The 19,172-nt window shown below is 74.5% G+C and carries 17 protein-coding genes; 13 read left to right on the top strand and 4 right to left on the bottom strand.

Going from position 1 to position 19,172, the window contains the following annotated elements; genetic code table 11:
- Window positions 1-6 precede the first annotated feature (6 nt).
- From AB0G13_RS25295 to AB0G13_RS25280, 4 genes are read left to right on the top strand one after another with little or no spacing between them, the layout of a single operon-like run.
- Window positions 7-549: a hypothetical protein gene (locus tag AB0G13_RS25295; RefSeq protein ID WP_357878846.1), complete on the top strand. Its 543-nt coding sequence runs from the start codon at window positions 7-9 to the stop codon at window positions 547-549.
- On the top strand, window positions 542-1,099 hold the full coding sequence (locus AB0G13_RS25290; protein WP_357878843.1) for a hypothetical protein: 558 nt from the start codon (window positions 542-544) through the stop codon (window positions 1,097-1,099). Before AB0G13_RS25295 ends, AB0G13_RS25290 begins: the two co-directional genes overlap by 8 nt.
- A 16-nt stretch (window positions 1,100-1,115) precedes the next feature.
- Window positions 1,116-2,342, top strand: a complete 1,227-nt coding sequence (locus tag AB0G13_RS25285; RefSeq protein WP_357878841.1) for an MAB_1171c family putative transporter — start codon at window positions 1,116-1,118, stop codon at window positions 2,340-2,342.
- Window positions 2,339-2,965 (top strand): hypothetical protein, encoded by a 627-nt coding sequence (locus AB0G13_RS25280; RefSeq protein WP_357878838.1) that lies wholly within the window; start codon window positions 2,339-2,341, stop codon window positions 2,963-2,965. The genes AB0G13_RS25285 and AB0G13_RS25280 overlap by 4 nt, the downstream gene beginning before the upstream one ends.
- A gap of 155 nt (window positions 2,966-3,120) precedes the next feature.
- Here the strand turns inward: AB0G13_RS25280 and AB0G13_RS25275 are convergent, their stop codons facing one another.
- Window positions 3,121-3,915, bottom strand: coding sequence for a hypothetical protein (locus AB0G13_RS25275; protein WP_132238744.1), 795 nt, complete (start codon window positions 3,913-3,915; stop codon window positions 3,121-3,123).
- A 235-nt stretch (window positions 3,916-4,150) separates the two neighbouring features.
- Here AB0G13_RS25275 and AB0G13_RS25270 point away from each other — a divergent pair, with 235 nt between their 5' ends.
- Window positions 4,151-4,963, top strand: a complete 813-nt coding sequence (locus AB0G13_RS25270) for a DUF3097 domain-containing protein (RefSeq protein WP_357878835.1) — start codon at window positions 4,151-4,153, stop codon at window positions 4,961-4,963.
- A 137-nt stretch (window positions 4,964-5,100) separates the two neighbouring features.
- On the opposite strand, the gene AB0G13_RS25265 is transcribed toward AB0G13_RS25270, so the two are convergent.
- Window positions 5,101-6,417 carry a serine hydrolase domain-containing protein gene (locus AB0G13_RS25265; RefSeq protein WP_357878832.1) on the bottom strand — a complete coding sequence of 439 codons (1,317 nt, stop codon included), beginning with the start codon at window positions 6,415-6,417 and terminating at the stop codon, window positions 5,101-5,103.
- 109 nt (window positions 6,418-6,526) lie between these two features.
- On the opposite strand from AB0G13_RS25265, the gene AB0G13_RS25260 reads away from it, so the two are divergent.
- The 4 genes from AB0G13_RS25260 (at window position 6,527) to AB0G13_RS25245 (ending at window position 11,479) form a co-directional block, all read left to right on the top strand.
- A complete protein-coding gene (locus AB0G13_RS25260; RefSeq protein ID WP_357878829.1) occupies window positions 6,527-7,000 on the top strand; it encodes an NfeD family protein in 474 nt (157 codons plus the stop codon).
- 4 nt (window positions 7,001-7,004) lie between these two features.
- Window positions 7,005-8,111 (top strand): SPFH domain-containing protein, encoded by a 1,107-nt coding sequence (locus tag AB0G13_RS25255; RefSeq protein WP_357878826.1) that lies wholly within the window; start codon window positions 7,005-7,007, stop codon window positions 8,109-8,111.
- A gap of 148 nt (window positions 8,112-8,259) precedes the next feature.
- Window positions 8,260-9,054: a hypothetical protein gene (locus AB0G13_RS25250; RefSeq protein WP_357878823.1), complete on the top strand. Its 795-nt coding sequence runs from the start codon at window positions 8,260-8,262 to the stop codon at window positions 9,052-9,054.
- A 205-nt stretch (window positions 9,055-9,259) separates the two neighbouring features.
- Window positions 9,260-11,479 carry a transglycosylase domain-containing protein gene (locus AB0G13_RS25245; protein ID WP_357878820.1) on the top strand — a complete coding sequence of 740 codons (2,220 nt, stop codon included), beginning with the start codon at window positions 9,260-9,262 and terminating at the stop codon, window positions 11,477-11,479.
- Window positions 11,480-12,007: 528 nt separating this feature from the next.
- On the opposite strand, the gene AB0G13_RS25240 is transcribed toward AB0G13_RS25245, so the two are convergent.
- Window positions 12,008-12,610: a thymidylate kinase gene (locus tag AB0G13_RS25240; protein ID WP_357878817.1), complete on the bottom strand. Its 603-nt coding sequence runs from the start codon at window positions 12,608-12,610 to the stop codon at window positions 12,008-12,010.
- A gap of 141 nt (window positions 12,611-12,751) precedes the next feature.
- Between AB0G13_RS25240 and AB0G13_RS25235 the strand changes: the two genes are divergently transcribed.
- Window positions 12,752-13,315 carry a dihydrofolate reductase family protein gene (locus tag AB0G13_RS25235; protein WP_357878814.1) on the top strand — a complete coding sequence of 188 codons (564 nt, stop codon included), beginning with the start codon at window positions 12,752-12,754 and terminating at the stop codon, window positions 13,313-13,315.
- 83 nt (window positions 13,316-13,398) lie between these two features.
- Here AB0G13_RS25235 and AB0G13_RS25230 read toward each other — a convergent pair whose 3' ends face one another.
- Window positions 13,399-15,270: a thiamine pyrophosphate-requiring protein gene (locus tag AB0G13_RS25230; protein WP_357878874.1), complete on the bottom strand. Its 1,872-nt coding sequence runs from the start codon at window positions 15,268-15,270 to the stop codon at window positions 13,399-13,401.
- 115 nt (window positions 15,271-15,385) lie between these two features.
- On the opposite strand from AB0G13_RS25230, the gene AB0G13_RS25225 reads away from it, so the two are divergent.
- From AB0G13_RS25225 to AB0G13_RS25215, 3 genes are all read left to right on the top strand, one after another.
- On the top strand, window positions 15,386-16,222 hold the full coding sequence (locus AB0G13_RS25225) for an RNA methyltransferase (RefSeq protein ID WP_357878871.1): 837 nt from the start codon (window positions 15,386-15,388) through the stop codon (window positions 16,220-16,222).
- A gap of 98 nt (window positions 16,223-16,320) precedes the next feature.
- Window positions 16,321-17,772, top strand: a complete 1,452-nt coding sequence (gene argG, locus AB0G13_RS25220) for an argininosuccinate synthase (protein ID WP_357878808.1) — start codon at window positions 16,321-16,323, stop codon at window positions 17,770-17,772.
- Window positions 17,773-17,821: 49 nt separating this feature from the next.
- Window positions 17,822-19,172: PucR family transcriptional regulator ligand-binding domain-containing protein (locus AB0G13_RS25215; protein WP_357878805.1), on the top strand; the 1,351-nt coding region annotated here is incomplete at its 3' end.

The following is a 19,172-nucleotide window of genomic DNA, read 5'->3' as shown; positions in this document are numbered from 1 at the left end:
TGGCCGATGCCGACACCCGACGGGCCGCCGGCCCCCCGCCCCGACTTCCGCGAGCGACTCAACCGGTTGTTCGACGAGCGACGCGACGCGGCCGGCAAGCCGTACACCAACGCCCGGGTCGTCCAGTTGGTCAACGGCTCGGGCCTGGCCACGGTCACCGAGGCCTACATGTCCAACCTCCGCCACGGCAAGGGGCCGGAACCCCGGCTCAACCTCGTGGAGGCGATCGCCCGCGCCTTCGAGGTGCCGACCACCTACTTCCTCGCGAGCCTGGGGAACGACAGCGACGTCGAGGCCCAACTGCGCGCGCTCGTGGCCGACAACCCGGCGCTCGCCGACCAGGTCGAGCTGCTGCTGACCATGGCGCAGGTCGGAGTGACCCGGATCGGCGCGCGCGGCACCCAGTTCACCGACCGCGGCCGCCGCGCCCTCACCCGGCTCATCCAGGCGGCGGGCCGGCTGTCCGAGACCGAGGTCGACGCGGTGCTCCGCGTCGCCGAGGTGATGGCGGCGGACGAGGGGCCCGACCGTTCCGTCCACGATGGATGACGTCCTGCGGGCCGAGTGCGAGGAACGGCTCGCCGAGATCGAGGCCCTGATCCCCGTCCCGTGGGAGACGGAGGAGTTCCTCCGCAGGCTCGGCAGGGCGCGCGGCCGGAGCATCGTCACCCGGACGGTCGAGGCCGACCCCGACGCGCCCTGCGGGGTCTACCTGGCCGTCGGCGACGTCGACACCCTCATCGTCCCCGCGCACACCAATCCCTACCACCGCGATCACGTCCTCGCCCACGAGATCGCCCACATGCTGTTCGACCTGGAGCCGAACCCCGACGGGGACGCGTCCGACGGAAGCTCGGCCATCGACCGGGAGTACGCCCGGTCGCTCTTCCCCGACATCCCGCCCGAGCTCATCAAGGCCCTGCTGGGGCGGCGGGGCTACGGCAACCGGGTGGAGCGGCGGGCCGAGGTCTTCGCCGAGCTGCTGCTGGAGCGGGTGCGGGAACGCCAGTCCACGGCGGAGCAGGACCAGGGCACCGGACTGACGCGGGACCAGCAGGCGATCGCGGAGCGACTCAGCAGGGCGCTCGAGCACCACTAGCACCGGAGGCGACGGCATGCTCGTCAACGTCGTGATGGTCACCGCAGCGGCGGCGTCGATCATCGCAGCCGCGTACAAGGCGTGTGGCCTGCGCGCGAACCCGCGCAACCCGAGCCTGCGGGCGTTGGTCTCCGGCCTGTTCGTCCTCGGCCTCTCGATCGCGACGGCGGCGCCGGTCGTCTACACGCCCGTCAACGAGGCCATCGGCATCCCGAACCTGCTGCGGGTCACCACCCACCTCGGCATGATCGCGTTCAGCGTGGCCATCACGGTCATGCGCCTGTACGTGGCGTACCCCGCCGAGGAGGCGACCCCGAGAGCCCGCCGCAGGGTCGTCACCTACGTCGCCGCCGGCGTCACCATGGCGGTCCTCTTCGTGGCGGCGCCCGTCGACGAGGACCGCGTCGACTGGACCGTCCACTACGGTGACGAGCCGATCGTGCAGTTCTACCTCATGGTCTACCTGCTGACGTTCGGCAGCGCCATCTTCGAGATCGCCCGGCTGTCCCATCGCACGGCGAAGTTCCTGCCCGCCGCGCCCCTGCGTACCGGCATGCGCTTCACCGCGATCGGCGCGAGCCTCGGAGTCGCGTACGCCGTCTACAAGGCCGCGTACGTCGCCTGGTCGGCCCTCGGCCTCCGCATGCCCGGACCGCTGGCGTGGCTCGACCGGGAGGACCTGGTGTCGCCGCTGCTGGCCACGCCCGGCGCCCTGCTCATGGTCATCGGGCTCACGTTGCCGTCCTGGCTGCCCACTCTGAGGGCGGGCTGGACGGCCATCGGCCTGCGCCGCACCTACCGCCACCTCTACCAGCTGTGGCTGCCGCTCTACCATGCCGAACCCGAGATCCTGTTCGGCCCGATGCCCCCGGCGCGGCCGGGTCTCCGGCCGGGCAGGCTGGCGAAACTCGTCGAACGCCGCGCCATCGAGATCCCCGACGGAATGCTGCGCCTCGCCGCCTACTACGATCCGGCCGTGCAAGCCGCCGCCGAAGCCAGCGCGACCAGGGCCGGCCTGACCGGGGACGAAGCCCGCGCCGAGATCGCCGCGGCGTGCATCAGGGACGCCCTCGACGCCGTGCGCACCGGCCGCAAGCCCGACACACCCGCCGTCCTCGAACTGGCCGGCGCGACCACGCTGGCCGACGAGATCAGCTGGCTCGAGCTGGTCGCCAGGGCGTACCGCCGGCACGCCACCGCGGCCCCGCGGACCAGGAGCGCGGAGGCGGTGACCGCGCCGTGACCACCGCGCCCACCGCGCCCCCGGCCGCCGGGCCCGCGTCCACGAGGGCCCGCCTCGTCGCCCGGGCACTGTCCGAACTGCTCTCGCCGCCCATCCTGCTGGCCGTCATCGGCGTCGTGGTCGCCGTGCAGACCGCGACGACCCTGTCGCGGGGGCTGCTGGCCGGTGCCACGGCCCTGTTGTTCGGCGGCGTACTGCCCATGGCGTGGATCCTGACGGCCGTACGCCGCGGCGGCCTCACCGACCGCCACATCACCAAGGTCCGCCGGCAGCGTCACCTGCCCCTCGCCGTGTCCCTCGCGTGCGTGCTCGCCGGCGCCGGTCTCCTGGCGGCGATGGGGGCCCGGCCCGCCGCCGCGCTGTTCCTGCTGACGGCGGCCACCCTGGTGCCGTCCATGGTGGTGACCGTGTGGTGGCAGGTGTCCATCCACTCCTCGGTCGCCGCGGCGACCGCGCTGTTCCTGATCGCGCTCTGGGGGCCGTGGGCAGCGGGCGGTGTCGCCGTGGTGGTCGCGCTCGGCTGGTCGCGGTTGGAGTTGCGCGCCCACACCCTGCCGCAGGTGGTCGTCGGGATGGCCCTCGGCGTGGCCGTCGGCGCCGGGGCCTGGCCGCTGCTCGCCTGACCGGCCGCAGCACGCGGTGGCCGAGGACCGCCACCGTCGCCGGGCCGCGGCGGTTGGCGCGGTGGGGCGCCCGGGCGGTTGGCGCCGTCCGCTCCCGGCGCACGCCGAGACCGGCGATGCGCGCCCGGCGGTAGGCGGGGCGGCGCGGCTCGACGTCAGGGGCGCAGCGGGGCGTTGCAGGCGGCCACCAGGGCCTGCCGGCAGGCGGTGGTGAGCGGGCGCAGCGCGGCGTCGCGTTGCTGGGCCTCGTAGTTGTTGATCGCGCCGCCGGGCGCGGCGTGCCCGGCCAGCGCGAGCACCCGGTCGAGCACGGCGGCCCGGGCGAAGAGCCGCCGGGCCCGCGGGTCGAACCCGGGCGGCAGGTCGGTGGCGCCGTCCGGTCGGCGCAGCGCCTCCAGCGCCCCGGCCAGCTCGGGTCGCCACTGCGCGACGTCCAGCCGGGTCAGCGCGGCGGTCGTGTCGGCCAGGGCCACCGCCAGCTCCGCCTCCGCCTCGGCCGCGCCGGGCAACGCGAGGGAGGCGGCCGGGGCGTCGGCCGGCAGCGGGTAGACCCGCCAGAGCACCGTCTCGAAGGTGTCGCCGGAGCCGGATGTGTGCGTGCGTACGTGCGGGATCAGCCCGAGGCCCCCGGCGACGACCGCCTCACCGGCGACCAGCGCCGCGCCGGCGAAGTCGCCCGGACCGGGCAGCCCGCGCGGGTCGCCCGGGGCGGGCAGCACGAGCCGGATCTCGTCGGGCGAGAGCTTCGCGAGGGTGGGCAGCGCCTGCGGCAGGGGCACGTCGGTCCAGGTGCCGGGCGCGTCGGCGACCAGGTGCTCCTCGTCGCCGGCGATGGCGTCGGCGACCTCGTCGAAGGGCACCAGCCCGGCGCGCCAGGCGCGTACCCAGGCAACGAACCGGCTGGACCGGCGCGGTGTGAGAGTGGCCGCGCCCGCTGCGGGGGTGGACATGCCGAAAGGGTACGTGGTCACCGCCGCCCCTGTCTCGACTGCCGCTCCGACCACCCGCAACCCCGTCGCCCACGCCCCCGCCACCCCGTCGATCATGCGGTTGTGGTGGGCGGATCGTCGATCTCCGCCCTTTTTGCGGGGCGCCACGACTGCATGATCCCCCGGAGAGGGGCGGAGAGGGGCGGGGTCGGCGTGTCGGGTGCGGGGGGCGGGGTGGGGGGTTAGCTTGATCGGCATGGGGCGGCGGTATGGGAACGATGTGCTGGCCGGGGACTGGCGGCGGCGGAAGGTCACGCCGGAGGTGGACGCCGAGCCGGACCTCGTGGTCGAGGACGCCGACTCCGGCTTCTGCGGCGCGGTGGTCGGCTTCGAGGCCGGCGCGGTGGTGCTGGAGGACCGGCACGGTCGGCGGCGCAACTTCCCGCTGCTGCCGGCCGCGTTCCTGCTCGACGGGCGGCCGGTGACGCTGCGCCGCCCGACCCGCGCCCCGGCACCGGCCGCCCGCCGGCGCACCGCCTCCGGCTCGATCGCCGTCGACGGCGTACGCGCCCAGGTCGCCAAGGCCAGCCGGATCTGGGTGGAGGGCATCCACGACGCCGCCCTGGTCGAGCGGATCTGGGGCGACGACCTGCGCGTCGAGGGCGTGGTGGTGGAGCCGCTGGACGGCATCGACGCGCTGGACGCCGAGGTGCGCGACTTCGCCCCCGGCCCCGGCCGCCGCCTCGGCGTGCTCGTCGACCACCTGGTCGCCGGCTCCAAGGAGAGCCGGATCGTCGCGAAGGTGACCTCCCCGCACGTGCTGGTCACCGGGCACCCGTACGTCGACGTGTGGCAGGCGGTGAAGCCGGCGGCGCTGGGCATCCCGGCGTGGCCGGTGGTGCCGCCGGGGCAGCCGTGGAAGGAGGGCGTCTGCGCGGCGCTCGGGGTCGCCACGCCGGCGGACATGTGGCGGCACATCCTGTCCAGGGTCGACAGCTTCGCCGACGTGGAGACCCCGCTGATCAACGCCATGGAACGACTGATCGACTTCGTCACCGAGCCGGCCTGAGCGTCGGCCCGGCCCGGCGCGTCGGATTGACGGCCCCGCGCGTCCGTCCAGCCCGGAACGGACGCGGCGGGCCGGCCCGGGGCGGCAGGCCGGCCCGCGCCCGGACCGCGGGCTGGCGCGGGGCGGAGCGTGGGCGGTCAGGGCTCCTGGTCGGGGGTACGGGTGAAGACGAAGGTGGCGACGTCGAGCGCCACGGCCCGCCCCGCCTCGTCGCGCAGCACCGACAGGATCTCGCCGTTCTCCGGGCCGGAGCGACCCCGCCAGCGGTCGGGCCCCTCGGGGACGAACACGCTCACCCGCTCGCCGCGCACGTACGCGACCAGCTCACCCGCGGCCGCGTCCCAGGTGACGTCGAGCGACGCCCCCATCCACCACCAACGACCGGTCACCTCGTCGACCTCGGCGGGCGGGGGAGTGGCGGCCGGCCGCCAGGGCCGCGGGAACGCCGGCTCGGCCTCCAGCACGGTGGTGAGGACCCGTAGCGCGAGCCCGCCGATCCCGCCGGTGCGGAAGCCGTACGAGTTGGCGAAGCCGACCACGCCGGTGCGCGACGGGCGGTGCACCGCGAGGGCGGCCACGTAGCCGGGCATCGAGCCGCCGTGCCCGACGTACACCCGCTCGCCCTGCCGGTAGAGCTCCAGCCCCAGGCCGTGCCCGCCGGTCCACGAGTCGAGGTCGCTGATCGCCACCGGGACGCACATCTCGGTCAGCGTGTCCGCGGCCAGCACCTCCGGCGCCGGGTCGGCCAGGAAGGCCGCCCACCGGGCCAGGTCCTCGGCGGTCGACCAGAGCTGCCCGGCCGGGGCCATCGCCCCGGTGTCGGTACGCGGCTCCTCCCGCAGCGTGTCGTGCCAGGGGTGCACGACGTAGCCGCGGGCGAACGGCTCGGTCGCCGCGTACGTGGTGCGGCGCATGCCGAGCGGCTCCAGCACGCGTTGGCGCAGCAGCTCGGCCCAGCCGGTGCCGGTGATCCGCTCGAGCACCCCGCCGAGCAGCCCGTACGCCAGGTTGGAGTAGTGGTAGGAGCGGTGCGCGGGGTAGGCGATCTTCTCGGCGCCGACCCCGGCCAGCAGGGTGGCCAGGTCCGCGCCCTCGGCGCGCTCCCACCACTGCCCGTCCGGCTCGCGGCGCAGGCCGCTCGCGTGGCCGAGCAGCTGTCGCAGGGTGAGCGTGCCCACACCGGTGCCGGGCAGGTGCCTCTCCAGCGGGTCGTCCAGGGCCAGCCGGCCGGCGTCGCGTTCCTGCATGACCAGGGTGGCGGTCATGGTCTTGCTGATCGACCCGAGGCGGTACTGGAGGTCGGCGTCGGGGCGCGGGTGCTCGCCGGCGGTGGCGAGGTGCGTCAGCGCGCCGTCCCGCACCACGCCGATCAGCAGCGACGGCGTACGGCCGGCGGACTGCGCCCCGGCGACGAGGGCGTCGACCCGGCGGGCGGTCTCGGGCAGCAGGGACACGGGCTCTCCTCGTGGATTGCGGCACCGTCGGGCGGGCCGTCGGCGTGCCGCCGAGCTTACTGATCTTCGCCGGTGGGCTCCACGTGCTTTGACGTGTCACGATCGGGGGGTGGACGCCGTGCTGTGGATCGTGCTGGGTGTCGTTCTGGCGGTCGCCGAGATCTTCACGACGGCGCTGTTTCTGATCATGTTCGCGGCCGGCGCCTTCGCCGCCGCGGGAGCCGCGGCGCTCGGCGCGCCCGTGGGCGTGCAGGCGATCGTCTTCGCCGCGGTGTCGGCGCTGACTGTGCTGGGGGTGCGGCCGACGCTGCGCAGGCACCGGCGCTCGGCGCTCGACAGCGGCGAGCGGGCCTTCGGCGTGGAAGCGATCGAGGGCAGCACGGCGTTGGTGCTGGAGCGGGTCGACGCCGGGCAGGGCATGGTGAAGATCGACGGTGAGCTGTGGCAGGCCCGCTCCTACGACGCGAGCCAGCACTTCGCCCCGGGCGAACGGGTGCAGGTGATCCAGGTGCGGGGTGCCACCGCCCTGGTGTGGCGGGACGACGTTTCCCCTTCCGGCGAGCTACCCGAAGCGAAAAGGTGAGTACATGGAACTTGTGATCCCGGTCCTGCTGATCGCCATCGCGCTGATCGGGGTGATCACCCTGGCGAAGGCGGTGCGGATCGTGCCGCAGCAGCGCCAGGACGTGGTGGAGCGGCTCGGCAGGTACAAGCGCACCCTCAACCCGGGGCTCAACATCCTGGTGCCGTTCGTCGACGCGGTGCGTACCAAGGTCGACATGCGCGAGCAGGTGGTCAGCTTCCCGCCGCAGCCGGTGATCACCTCCGACAACCTGGTCGTCTCGATCGACACGGTCCTCTACTTCAAGGTGGTCGACGCGGTCCGGGCGACCTACGAGATCTCGAACTTCCTCCAGGCCATCGAGCAGCTCACCGTCACCACGCTGCGCAACGTGATCGGTTCGCTCGACCTGGAGCGCGCGCTGACCAGCCGCGAGGAGATCAACCGGCACCTGTCGGGCGTGCTGGACGAGACCACCGGCCGGTGGGGCATCAAGGTCACCCGCGTCGAGATCAAGGCGATCGAGCCGCCGGCGAGCATCCGGGACTCGATGGAGAAGCAGATGCGCGCCGAGCGGGACCGTCGCGCGGCGATCCTCACCGCCGAGGGGCACAAGCAGTCGCAGATCCTCACGGCCGAGGGCGAGAAGCAGTCCGCCGTGCTGCGGGCCGACGGTGACCGGCAGGCCCGGATCCTCCAGGCCGAGGGCCAGGCGAAGGCGATCCGGACCGTGTTCGACGCGATCCACCAGGCGAACCCGAGCCAGAAGGTGCTCGCCTACCAGTACCTCCAGGCCCTGCCGCAGATCGCCAACGGCACCGCGAACAAGGTCTGGATCGTGCCGGCCGAGCTGACCAAGGCGCTGGAGGGCATGGGCGGCGCGCTCGGCGGGCTGAGTCGGATGGTCGGCGATGAGCCGGCGCCGGAGGCGGCCGACAGCGCGAGCGCGGTGGAGCGCGAGGCGGCCGAGGCCGCGCAGGCCGCGGCGGCCGCCGCGCAGCAGATCCACGACGAGGTACGCGTCGCCGAGGCCCAGGTCTCCGGCGGCAAGCCGCAGGGGCTGCCGGCGCCGGAGCCGGTCTCCCCGGCGAGCCTGCTCAACGACCCGTCCGACCAGCGCGAACGCGGCTGACTGGGCCGGGCGCCGGTCGCCCGGAAATGCGAGAAAGACTCATGGGGCGCTCCGTCACCTGCCACCATCGGTCCTAGGACGGGCGGTGAGCAGGCATCGGGGCGCCCCGGCGCGTCCCGCGCCGCTCGTCGGACGAGCGAGGTGACGCATGAAGGATCCGGCGAAGCGGGTGCGGTCCTCGGCCCCGGTCCCCGGCGCGCACGATCCCACCGGGCCGCTCGGGAGTCGGCGTACCGGCGGGGGGTTCGGCGTGCTGCCCTTCGTCGAGCCGACGCCGATCGGGCCGGCCACGAACGCCACCTGGGCCTGGTCGCTGCGGCGGCTCGCCCGGGGCGCGGTGTGGCTGCTCCCCGCGTACGCCATCCTCTACGCCGTCGTGGCGATGGGCAGCGACGGCGGGGTGGGCAACGACCCGTACCCGGCCGACGGCCGGCCCCTCTACCTGGTGGGCTGGGTGGCGGCCGTGTGGCTCGGGCTGCTCGCCCTGCTGGCGCTGACCGGGTTGCTGGCGGCGACCCGCAGCCGCCGCGCGGCCGTCGCCGGCCTGCTCGTCTCCATCGCCGGCACGGTGCTCATGCTGCCGTTCGCGGGGCTGGTGGAGCAGACCCCGGTCTTCGGCACCACCGCGCGGACGCTCGTGCTGGTGGGAGCCACCTGCTACAGCCTGGGTTGGCTGCTGACCGGCTGGTCGGTGGCCCGCTCCGGGACGTTCAGCATCGGCGACGGCGCCATGCTGATGATCGCCGCCCCGCTGCTGGGCGTCGGCGGCGCGCTGATCGGCTCGCTGCAGACCTTCGGGGCGATCTTCGTACTGGTCGCCGGCATGGGCATCGGCTACCGCTCCGGCCGCCTGGTGCCCCGGGACATCGCCCGCGACGCCGCGAGCGCGAGCCTCGCCGCCGCCCCGGCCGCTCCCGGCCCGAACGGCCCGCTGCCCACCTGACCCGTCGCGCCGCCTCCGAGGGCCACCGGAACCGGCGGGCGTCGCCGGACCGGGCGGCCGCCGCCGGGGCGGGTGGTATGCACGGGGCGGGCGGTGGCCCAGGGGGCCGGTGGGATGAGAAGTCGCTGGTCACGGGCGGTGAAATTGCTGACAACCGGGCTGCGGGGGTGGTCGATCGGCCCGTCGCGTGGCAACCCTGGGGACCATGGCCCCACCCCGCCCGCCGCTGTCGCGGCTGTTCACCGTGCTGCTCGCCGGCGTGCTCGCCGGCCTCGTCCTGGCGGTCGCCGCGCTGCCGGGAAACCTGCTGCTCGGGTTCGCCGCCAAGGCCGCGGTCGGGTCGTACGCCGCGCTGCCCGAGGCGCTGCGCACCCCGGTCACGCCGCAACGCTCCTACCTCTACGCCAACGACGGCAAGACGCTGATCACCACGTTCTACGACGTGAACCGCACCGACGTGCCGCTCGCCGAGATCGCCCCGGTGATGCGGCAGGCGATCGTGGCGGCCGAGGACCGGCGCTTCTACGACCACGGCGGCGCCGACCTGCGCGGGCTGCTGCGGGCCGTGGTGTCGAACGTCTCCGGCGGCGGCCAGCAGGGCGGCTCGACGCTGACCATGCAGTACGTCCGCAACGTGCTCAAGACCGATCCCGGCCGCACCGCCGAGGAGCGCGCCGCGGCCACCGAGCAGACCGTCGGGCGCAAGATCCAGGAGATCCGGTACGCCACGGCGCTGGAGCAGCGCCTGGGCAAGGACGAGATCCTCAACCGGTACCTGAACATCGCGTACTTCGGCTCCGGGGCGTACGGCATCGCGGCGGCCAGCCAGCGCTACTTCGCCAAGTCCCCGGCGGAGCTGACCCTCGGCGAGGCGGCCCTGCTCGCCGGCCTGGTGCAGTCGCCGGAGGCGTACAGCCCGATCGACGGCGACGCGGACGCCGCGCTGACCCGCCGCGGCTACGTGCTCGACTCGATGGTCTCCACCGGGGCGATCAGCGCCGAGGAGGCCGCGCGGGCCAGGGCCGAGAAGCTGACGCTGCGCCCCACCGCCCAGCCCAACGGGTGCACCGCCGTCGCGCAGGGGCACGACGACTGGGGCTTCTTCTGCGACTACCTGCGGCAGTGGTGGCTCGCGCAGCCCGAGTTCGGGGCCAGCGTCGAGGAGCGCGAGCAGGCGCTGCGCCGCGGTGGCTACACCGTGGTGACCTCGCTCGACCCGCGGATCCAGGCCACCGCGCAGAAGCAGGCCACCGGCGTCTACTCCTACGACGACAAGCGCGCCCTGCCGATCGCCGCCGTCGAGCCGGGCACCGGTCGGGTGCTGGCGATGGCGGTCAACCGGCACTACAGCCTCGACGCCAACCCGGACGGGCAGGCCAACCGCCCCAACACCGTCAACCCGCTCATCTCCGGCGGCGACAGCGTGGACGGCTACCAGGCCGGCTCGACGTTCAAGCTCTTCACCATGCTCGCCGCGCTGGAGGCCGGCAAGCCGCTCTCCACCGGCTTCGACGCGCCCAGCCGGCTGCCCACCCGGTACGCCGCCGAGGGCGAGGGCAGCTGCGACGGCCGGTGGTGCCCGGCCAACGCCAACCCGGAGTGGATGGACGGCTACCGGATGATGTGGGACGGCTTCGGCCGCTCGGTGAACACCTACTTCGTCTGGCTGGCCGAGCAGGTCGGGCAGGAGAAGGTGGTCGAGATGGCGAAGCGCCTCGGCATCACCTTCCGGGCCGACGCCGACGCCACCTTCGCCGAGAACGACGCCGCCAACTGGGGCTCGTTCACCCTGGGCGTGACCGCCACCACCCCGCTCGACCTGGCCAACGCGTACGCCACCGTGGCCGCCGAGGGCACGTACTGCGCCCCGCTTCCGGTGGTCTCGGTGACCGCCGCCGACGGCCAGCGGGTGCCGGTCGGCGACCCGTCCTGCCGCCGGGTGCTCGACGCCGACGTGGCCCGGGCCGCCACCGACGCGGCGCGCTGCCCCGTGGGCCAGCAGTCCACGTCCGGGCAGTGCAACGGGGGCACGGCCACCTCGGTGAACCGGATCCTCGACGGCCGGCCGGTGGCGGGCAAGACCGGTAGCTCGGAGAAGAACGCCACCGAGACCTTCGTCGGCTTCACCCCGCAGGTGGCGGTCGCCGGCATCGCCGCCAACCCGGACGACCCGACCGACTCGGTGGGCGCGGCGGTGCAGGCGAGGGTGATCGACGCGGTCGCCCGCGTCATCGGCACCGCCGTCGCCGGTGAGCCGGAGAAGGCCTTCGCCGCCCCGAGCCGGGAGCTGGTCGGCGACCCGCGCCGCCCGGTGGAGCGTCCGCCGGTCGAGCAGCGCCGCCCCCCGTCCGAGGAGCGGCGGCCGTCGCCCGCCGACGATGAGCGCCTGTCCGACCTGCGACGCTGGCTGGAGCGCCGCGGCTGACCGCCATTCCTCCCACGGCTGACGCCCGCCGTCCTCCCACGGCTGCCGTCGGCCGGCACGCGGGAGCGGGCCGCGTCGAGGGGCGTTCCTTCCACGGCTGACGGCCCATGGCTGACCGTCCACGGCTGGCCGCCGGCGTCCCCGCCGCTGGCCGTCGATCCGCAATCCGGTGCGGTCGTCGGCTTTCGGCGCTCTTCCAGGAAAACCTGCGCGCGCTGTCGAGCTGCCCCACCCATGGGACCGCCCGGCGGACGATCCGGGGACGGATCCGGCGGGCGGATCGTGGCGGCCCCGGGCAGGGCGAGCCGAGGGCCGCCAGCATGGACATGGTGGCCAGGGCGTTCCAGCCGGCGGTGAGGTCGTCCGTCCCCTCGCGGACCCGCTGCTCCGCGGACTGCCCCATCTGTGCGGGCAGCTCGACAGGGCGCGACCGGGGCTGCCGGCCGGTGGTGCCGCCGACGGTCCCGGTTGACGCTGGGGAGCGAGCCGGGCAACCAGCCTGGCAGCCGGCCGGTCGGGGACCGGAGGTCAGCGGGCGAGGGCGGCCCGGACCACTCGGTCGAGGGCCGCGCCGACCTCGGCCGGGTCGCCGTTTGCGTCGATGACGGTGAACGTGCCGAACTCCGGCAGTCCCCGGTAGCCGGCGTCCAGGCCACGCAGGTGGGCCAGCTCCTCGGTGTCGATGCCCCGGGCCAGCACCCGTTGTTGGGCCCGTTCGGGCGAGACCGCCAGGAAGCAGACGAGACCCGGTCGCGGGAAGATCGCGTACGCCAGCCGGGCCAGCCGCCCGCCCCGGTCGCCGCGGACCCGCATCACCACGTACTGGCACCAGGACCAGCGGTCCATGACCGCCGTCCGGCCGGTCAGCCGGGCGACCAGCACCGCCCGGGCGATGGCGAGCCAGCGCACGGTCGCCTCGATGGTCACGTAGCCGGTGCGGCCGAACAGGTGCGGCCCGTCGCGGTGACCCAGCGCCTGCGCGAGCCGGTTCCAGAGCGGCCGGCCGCCGGCGTTCTCGAAGTAGCTGGCCGGCACACCGGCCGAGGTGAGCCGGTCGGCCAGCGCCCTCGCCTGGGTGGTCTTCCCAGCTCCGTCGACGCCGACCAGGGCGATGATCGTCGCGCGGCGCATGAGCGGCACGATAGCGGCGCCGGACAAGCCGTGGAAAAAACCTTAGAAAAGTCGTCCGGGGCTGTCGGATCCGGCGCCGCCGCTCCGACCACCTGGCGAGAACGCCCACGAGGGGCGTCCGACGCCAACGGGAGCAGGGCCATGCGCAAGATCGTCTACGGGGTGCACCAGTCGCTCGACGGGTTCATCGAGGGGCCGAACGGCGAGTTCGACTGGCCGGAGATGGGCCCGGAGCTGTCCGCCTTCTCGCTGGAGCAGTGCGGCCGGGCCGGCGCGTTCCTCTACGGCCGCCGGGTCTGGGAGATGATGGCCGGCTACTGGCCGCAGGCGGAGTCGATCTCCGACCACCCGCACGACCTCGCGTTCGTGCCGATCTGGCGGCGGACGCCGAAGGTGGTCCTCTCGCGCACGCTCACCGCGGCCGACCACGGCGCCCGGGTGGTCGGTGGCGACGACCTCGCCACGGAGGTCACCGCGCTCAAGGAGCAGCCGGGCGGTGACCTGCTGCTCAACGGCGGCGCCGACGCCGCCGCCGCGCTGACCGACCTCGGCCTGATCGACGAGTACCAGATCTTCGTGCACCCGGTGGTGCTGGGCGGCGGCAAGCCGGTCTTCGCGGCCACCGAGCGGATGGGTCTGCGCCTGGCGGAGTCGCGGACCTTCGACGGCAGGTCCGTGCTGCTGCGGTACCACCGGGCCGGCTGACGCCGCCCCGGGTCCGGCGGGGGCTGCGCCCGCCGGTGCCCCTCGCGTCGGCCCGGGTCCGGCGGGGTCCGGACCCGCCCCGGTCAGCCCCGACCGCGCCCCGGCCGGAGGGTGGCGACCGCCGTGGGCAGGCCCCGCCGGATGATGCCCGCCCAGTCCGTGTCGCCCCGCAGCACGGCCGCGGCGGTGTTGCGGGCCTGCTCGGCGGTGAAGTGCGGCGGCAGCATCAGCTCGGCCGGGTCGACCAACGCGTTGACGACCACGGGCCGGTCGGCGCTCAGCGCCCGCTCCCAGACGCCCGGCACCTGCTCCGGCGCGTCGACCAGCTCGCCGTGCAGGCCCAGCACCTCCGCCCACCGGTGGTAGCCGATGTCGGGCAGCTGCTGGCTGTCCGGGAACATCGGCGTCCCCTCGCTGGAGCGCTGCTCCCAGCTCACGAAGGCCAGGTCCCGGTTGTTGAGCACGAGCACCACGAACCGGGGGTCCGACCAGCTCCGCCAGTACTTGGCCACCGTGATCAGCTCGTTGACCCCGTTCATCTGCATCGCGCCGTCGCCGATCAGGGCCACCAGCGGACGGTCCGGGTGGGCGAACTTGGCGGCCAGCGCGTACGGCATCGCGCCGCCCATCGAGAGCAGGGTGCCGGAGAGGCTGGCCAGCATGCCGGGGCGGACCTGGACGTGCCGGGCGTACCAGGCGGTCGTGGTGCCGCAGTCGACCGAGATCATCACGTCGTCGGGCAGCCGGTCGCTGAGGGTGGCGAAGAGCAGCTGCGGGTTGACCGGGTCGGCGGCCTGTCCGGCCAGTTCCCGCTGGGCTTCGCGCCAGGCCGTGGTCGCCTTCCCGATTGTCGCCCGCCAGCGGGTCGGTCCCGGGCCGGGGCCGAGCTCGCGCAGCAGGGCCCGCAGGGTGGGGCCGGCGTCCCCGGTCAGGTTCACCTCGGTCGGGTACCGCAGCCCCAACTGCGTGCCGTCCCGGTCGATCTGCACCGCCCGGGCCCGTCCCTGCGGCGGATAGAACTCCGCGTACGGCATGTTGCTGCCCACGATCAGCAGCCGGTCGCACTCGTTCATCAGCTGCCAGCTGGGCCGGGTGCCGAGCAGGCCGATCGCGCCGGTCACCCACGGCTCCCGGTGGTCCACGGCGGCGAACCCGAGCAGCGCGGTCGCCACCCCCGCGCCGAGCCGGTCGGCGACCGCGCGGACCTCGTCCACCGCGCCGAGCGCGCCCTGCCCGATGAGCATGGCGACCCGCTCGCCGCCGCCCAGCACCTCGGCGGCCCGGCGCAGGTCCGCCTCCGGCGGCACCGTCGGGTCGCTGCTGGGCACGTCGCTGGTGCGGTAGTAGCCGTGCGCGTGCGGTGGCTCCGGCACGGCCGGCGCGACCTGGATGTCGGACGGCAGCACCAGCGCGGTGACGGTACGCCGGGCCAGCGCCGTGCGGCAGGCCCGGTCGACCAGGTGGCGGACCTGGCTGGGGTGGTCGAGCTGGGCCAGGAAGGCGGCCGCGACGTCCTTGTAGAGGGCGAGCAGGTCCACCTCCTGGTAGTAGCCGCCGCCCTCGGCGGTGAGCGCGGTGTGGCCGACCAGGGCGACCACCGGCTGGTGGTCCAGCTTGGCGTCGTACAGGCCGTTGAGCAGGTGGATCGCGCCGGGCCCGCTGGTCACCAGCGCGCAGCCGAGTGGCCCGCCGCCGTACTTGACGTGGGCCGAGGCCGCGAAGCCGGCGGTCTCCTCGTGCCGTACCTGGACGAACTGCGCCCGCTCCCCGGTGCGTTGCAGCGCCGAGGTCAGGCCGTTGATGCCGTCGCCGGGATAGCCGAAGTACCGGCGCACGCCCCAGCCCGCCAACCGGTGCACGATGTGGTCCGCGACGGTGGCGTCGCGGGGCAGGGGGCCCAGGTCGACGCGCCATCCGTCCGGGTGGTCGGTCCGGTCCGGCCCCGGCGTGCCCATGGGACGTGCGTTCACCTGACTGTCCTTCCGTCGGTCCGCCGTTCCGGCCCGCCATTCCCCCTCCTACCCGGACAAAACACCTCAGGTCGCCCCGGCGTCGGGCGGCCCGGGGCGGCTGCGGCGCGTCCGGCAGAATCGGCGGGTGCCCATCCACCCGATCACCGACCCCGACGACGACCGGATCGCCGACTACCGCGCGCTGACCGACGTCGAGCTGCGTACCCGCTGGGAACCGCCGCACGGCCTGTTCATCGCCGAGGGCGAGCTGGTGCTGCGCCGGGCGCTGCGGGCCGGCTACCCGGCCCGGTCGTACCTGGTGGACGCCAAGCGGGTCGACCAGCTCGCCGACCTGGACACCGGCGACGCCCCCGTCTACGCCGCCACCCAGGACGTGCTGCAACGGGCCACCGGCTTCCACGTGCACCGGGGCGTGCTGGCGTCGTTCCGGCGCAAGCCGCTGCCGGCCGCCGCCGAGGTGCTGGCGGCCGCCCGGCGGGTGGTGGTCCTCGAGGACGTGAACAACCACACGAACCTCGGAGCGGTCTTCAGGGGCGCGGCCGCGCTCGGCATCGACGCGGTGCTCCTGTCGCCGACCTGCGCCGACCCGCTGTACCGGCGCAGCGTGCGGGTCAGCATGGGGGAGGTCTTCGCGGTTCCGTACGCCAGGCTCGACCGGTGGCCGGCGGGCCTGGACCAGGTGCGGGAGGCGGGCTTCAGCGTGCTCGCCATGACGCCGGCTCCGGACGCCGTGCCGATCCAGCGGCTCACCGCGGCGCAGCGCGAGCGGGCGGCGCTGCTCCTCGGGGCGGAGGGCCCCGGCCTCACCGCGGCGGCCCAGTCCGCCAGCGACGTGCGGGTGGTCATCCCGATGCGGCGCGGGGTGGACTCGTTGAACGTGGCCGCCGCGGCCGCGGTCGCCTTCTGGGAGCTGGGCCGTGACGATCCCCTGTGAGGCGGGTGCGGCTCGTGCGGCCGGGTCCAACCACCGACTGAACCGCCAGGTCGACCGGCCATTTGCATGCTCATGCGGCCTGGTGCATAATCTTCCCCGTGTCCAAGGTTCTCACCTCCCTGCCCATCGGTGAACGTGTCGGCATCGCCTTCTCCGGCGGCCTCGACACCTCGGTCGCGGTCGCGTGGATGCGCGACAAGGGCGCCGTTCCCTGCGCCTACACCGCCGACATCGGCCAGTACGACGAGCCCGACATCGCCTCGGTGCCAGGGCGCGCGCTCAGCTACGGCGCCGAGGTCGCCCGGCTGGTCGACTGCCGCGCCGCCCTGGTCGAGGAGGGCCTGGCGGCGCTGACCTGCGGGGCCTTCCACATCCGCTCGGGCGGGCGGGCGTACTTCAACACCACCCCGCTGGGCCGGGCTGTGACCGGGACCCTGCTGGTCCGGGCGATGATCTCCGACGACGTCCAGATCTGGGGCGACGGCTCGACCTTCAAGGGCAACGACATCGAGCGGTTCTACCGGTACGGCCTGCTGGCCAACCCGCAGCTGCGCATCTACAAGCCGTGGCTCGACACCGACTTCGTCACCGAACTGGGCGGGCGCAGGGAGATGTCGGAGTGGCTGCTCGAACGCGGCCTGCCGTACCGGGACAGCACCGAGAAGGCGTACTCCACCGACGCCAACATCTGGGGCGCCACTCACGAGGCGAAGACCCTCGAGCACCTCGACACCGGCATCGAGACGGTCAACCCGATCATGGGAGTCCGGTTCTGGGACCCGTCGGTGGAGATCCCGACCGAGGACGTCACGATCGGCTTCGACCAGGGCCGCCCGGTGACGATCAACGGTAAGGAGTTCGGCAGCCCCGTCGACCTGGTGCTGGAGGCCAACGCCATCGGCGGCCGGCACGGCATGGGCATGTCGGACCAGATCGAGAACCGGATCATCGAGGCCAAGAGCCGGGGCATCTACGAGGCACCCGGCATGGCGCTGCTGCACGCCGCGTACGAGCGGCTGGTCAACGCCATCCACAACGAGGACACCCTGGCGAACTACCACAACGAGGGCCGCCGCCTCGGTCGCCTGATGTACGAGGGGCGCTGGCTGGACCCGCAGGCGCTGATGCTGCGCGAGTCGTTGCAGCGCTGGGTCGGCACGGCGGTCACCGGCGAGGTGACGCTGCGGCTGCGCCGGGGCGAGGACTACTCGATCCTCGACACCACCGGTCCGGCGTTCAGCTACCACCCCGACAAGCTGTCGATGGAGCGTACCGAGGACTCGGCGTTCGGCCCGTCGGACCGGATCGGCCAGCTCACCATGCGCAACCTGGACATCGCCGACTCGCGGGCGAAGCTGGAGCAGTACGCCACCCTCGGCATGGTCGGCGGCGCGGCCCCGCAGCGGATGGTCGGCGCCGCGCAGGCGGCCTCGACCGGGCTGATCGGTGCGATGCCGCAGGGCGGCGCGGAAGCCATCGCCTCCCGGGGCGTCTCCTCCGCCGACGACGAGGCGCTCGACCGCGCCGCGATGGAGTTCGGCGTCGACTGAGCAAGCCTGGGCCGTGCGGAATCGACGTCACGGACGGTAGCGTGTCGCCGTGTTTCCTACCGTCCGTGAGGTCCTCGCGCTGGACCCGGTCCGCCACGGCGCTCCGCGCCTGGTCGCCGGGGACGCCGGCCTCGACCGCCCGGTGCGCTGGGTGCACGTGACCGAGGTACCCGACATCGCCCCCCTGCTCGGCGGCGGGGAGCTGGTGCTGACCACCGGCATCGGGCTGCCCGCCGACGACGGCGGGCTGCGCGCGTTCATCGGCGACCTGGCGGACGTCGGCGTCTCCGGTCTGGTCGTCGAGCTGGGCCGCCGGTACGTCAGCGCGGTGCCCCGGGTGATGGCCGCGGCCGCCCAACGGCGCGGGCTGCCCCTGGTCGAGCTGCGGCGGGCCACCCCGTTCGTCCGGATCACCGAGGCGGTGCACGCCCTGATCGTCGACGCCCAGCTGACCGAGCTGCGGGCGACGGAGGAGATCCACCAGCGCTTCACGGAGCTGTCGGTGGAGGGTGCCGGCCCCGGCGAGGTGGTCCGGCAGGCCGCCGAGCTCTCCGGCTGCCCGGTGGTGCTGGAGAACCTCTCCCGGCAGGTGCTCGCGTACGACCCGGCGGGGGAGAGCGCCGAGCTGCTGCTGGACTGCTGGGAGCAGCACTCCCGGCGGATCCGGCCGGCGGGGCGGACCGCGTACGACGCAGACAACGGGTGGCTGGTCACCACGGTCGGCGCTCGGGGACAGGACTGGGGCCGGCTGCTGCTGCGCTGGCCGGGCGGGGGCGAACTGGCGGCCGACCGGCGCGGGTTCGCGTCGACCGGGGAGGGCGGTGCGCCGGTCGCCATCGTCGCGCCGCCGGTGGCCCCACCGACCCGGCTGACCATCCTGGTCGAGCGGGCCGCCTCGACGCTGGCCCTCGGCCGGCTGATCCGGCGCGACGCCGAGGGCCTGGAGCGGCAGATCCACCGTACGCTGCTCACCGCCCTGCTCGACCACTCGCTGCCGGTGGACGAGGTCGCCCTGCGGGCCCGGGCGCTCGGCGTGGTGCTGGAGCGCCGGCACCTGGTCGGGGTCGTGGTGCGGCATCGCGGCGACGAACCGGCGGGGGAGGGCGGCCCGCTCGCGGAGCCCGGGCACCCGGCCGACGCGGGCGCGGGTGGCCCGCAGGCCGGCCCGGCGCGCCTGCGCGATCTCGCCGAGGCGGTCGGGCAGGCGTTGCGCGAGGCGAAGCTGACCGGGCTGACCAGCGCCGTCGACGACCAGGCGGTCGGTGTCCTGCTCGCCCTGCCGGAGCCGGCGGCCGAGGAGCGGGCGCTGGCCACGTTCGCCACCGCCCTGCGCCGCATCCGCCCGGACGCCCCCGCCCGCCCGGACGGCCCGGCCCGGTCGGATGGCCCGGCCCGGCCGC

The sequence above is a fragment of the Micromonospora sp. NPDC023633 genome (assembly GCF_040640035.1).
Classification (GTDB): domain Bacteria; phylum Actinomycetota; class Actinomycetes; order Mycobacteriales; family Micromonosporaceae; genus Micromonospora.
The sequence above is the reverse complement of the archived record's forward strand: the minus strand, read 5'-3'. Positions and strand labels throughout refer to the sequence as shown.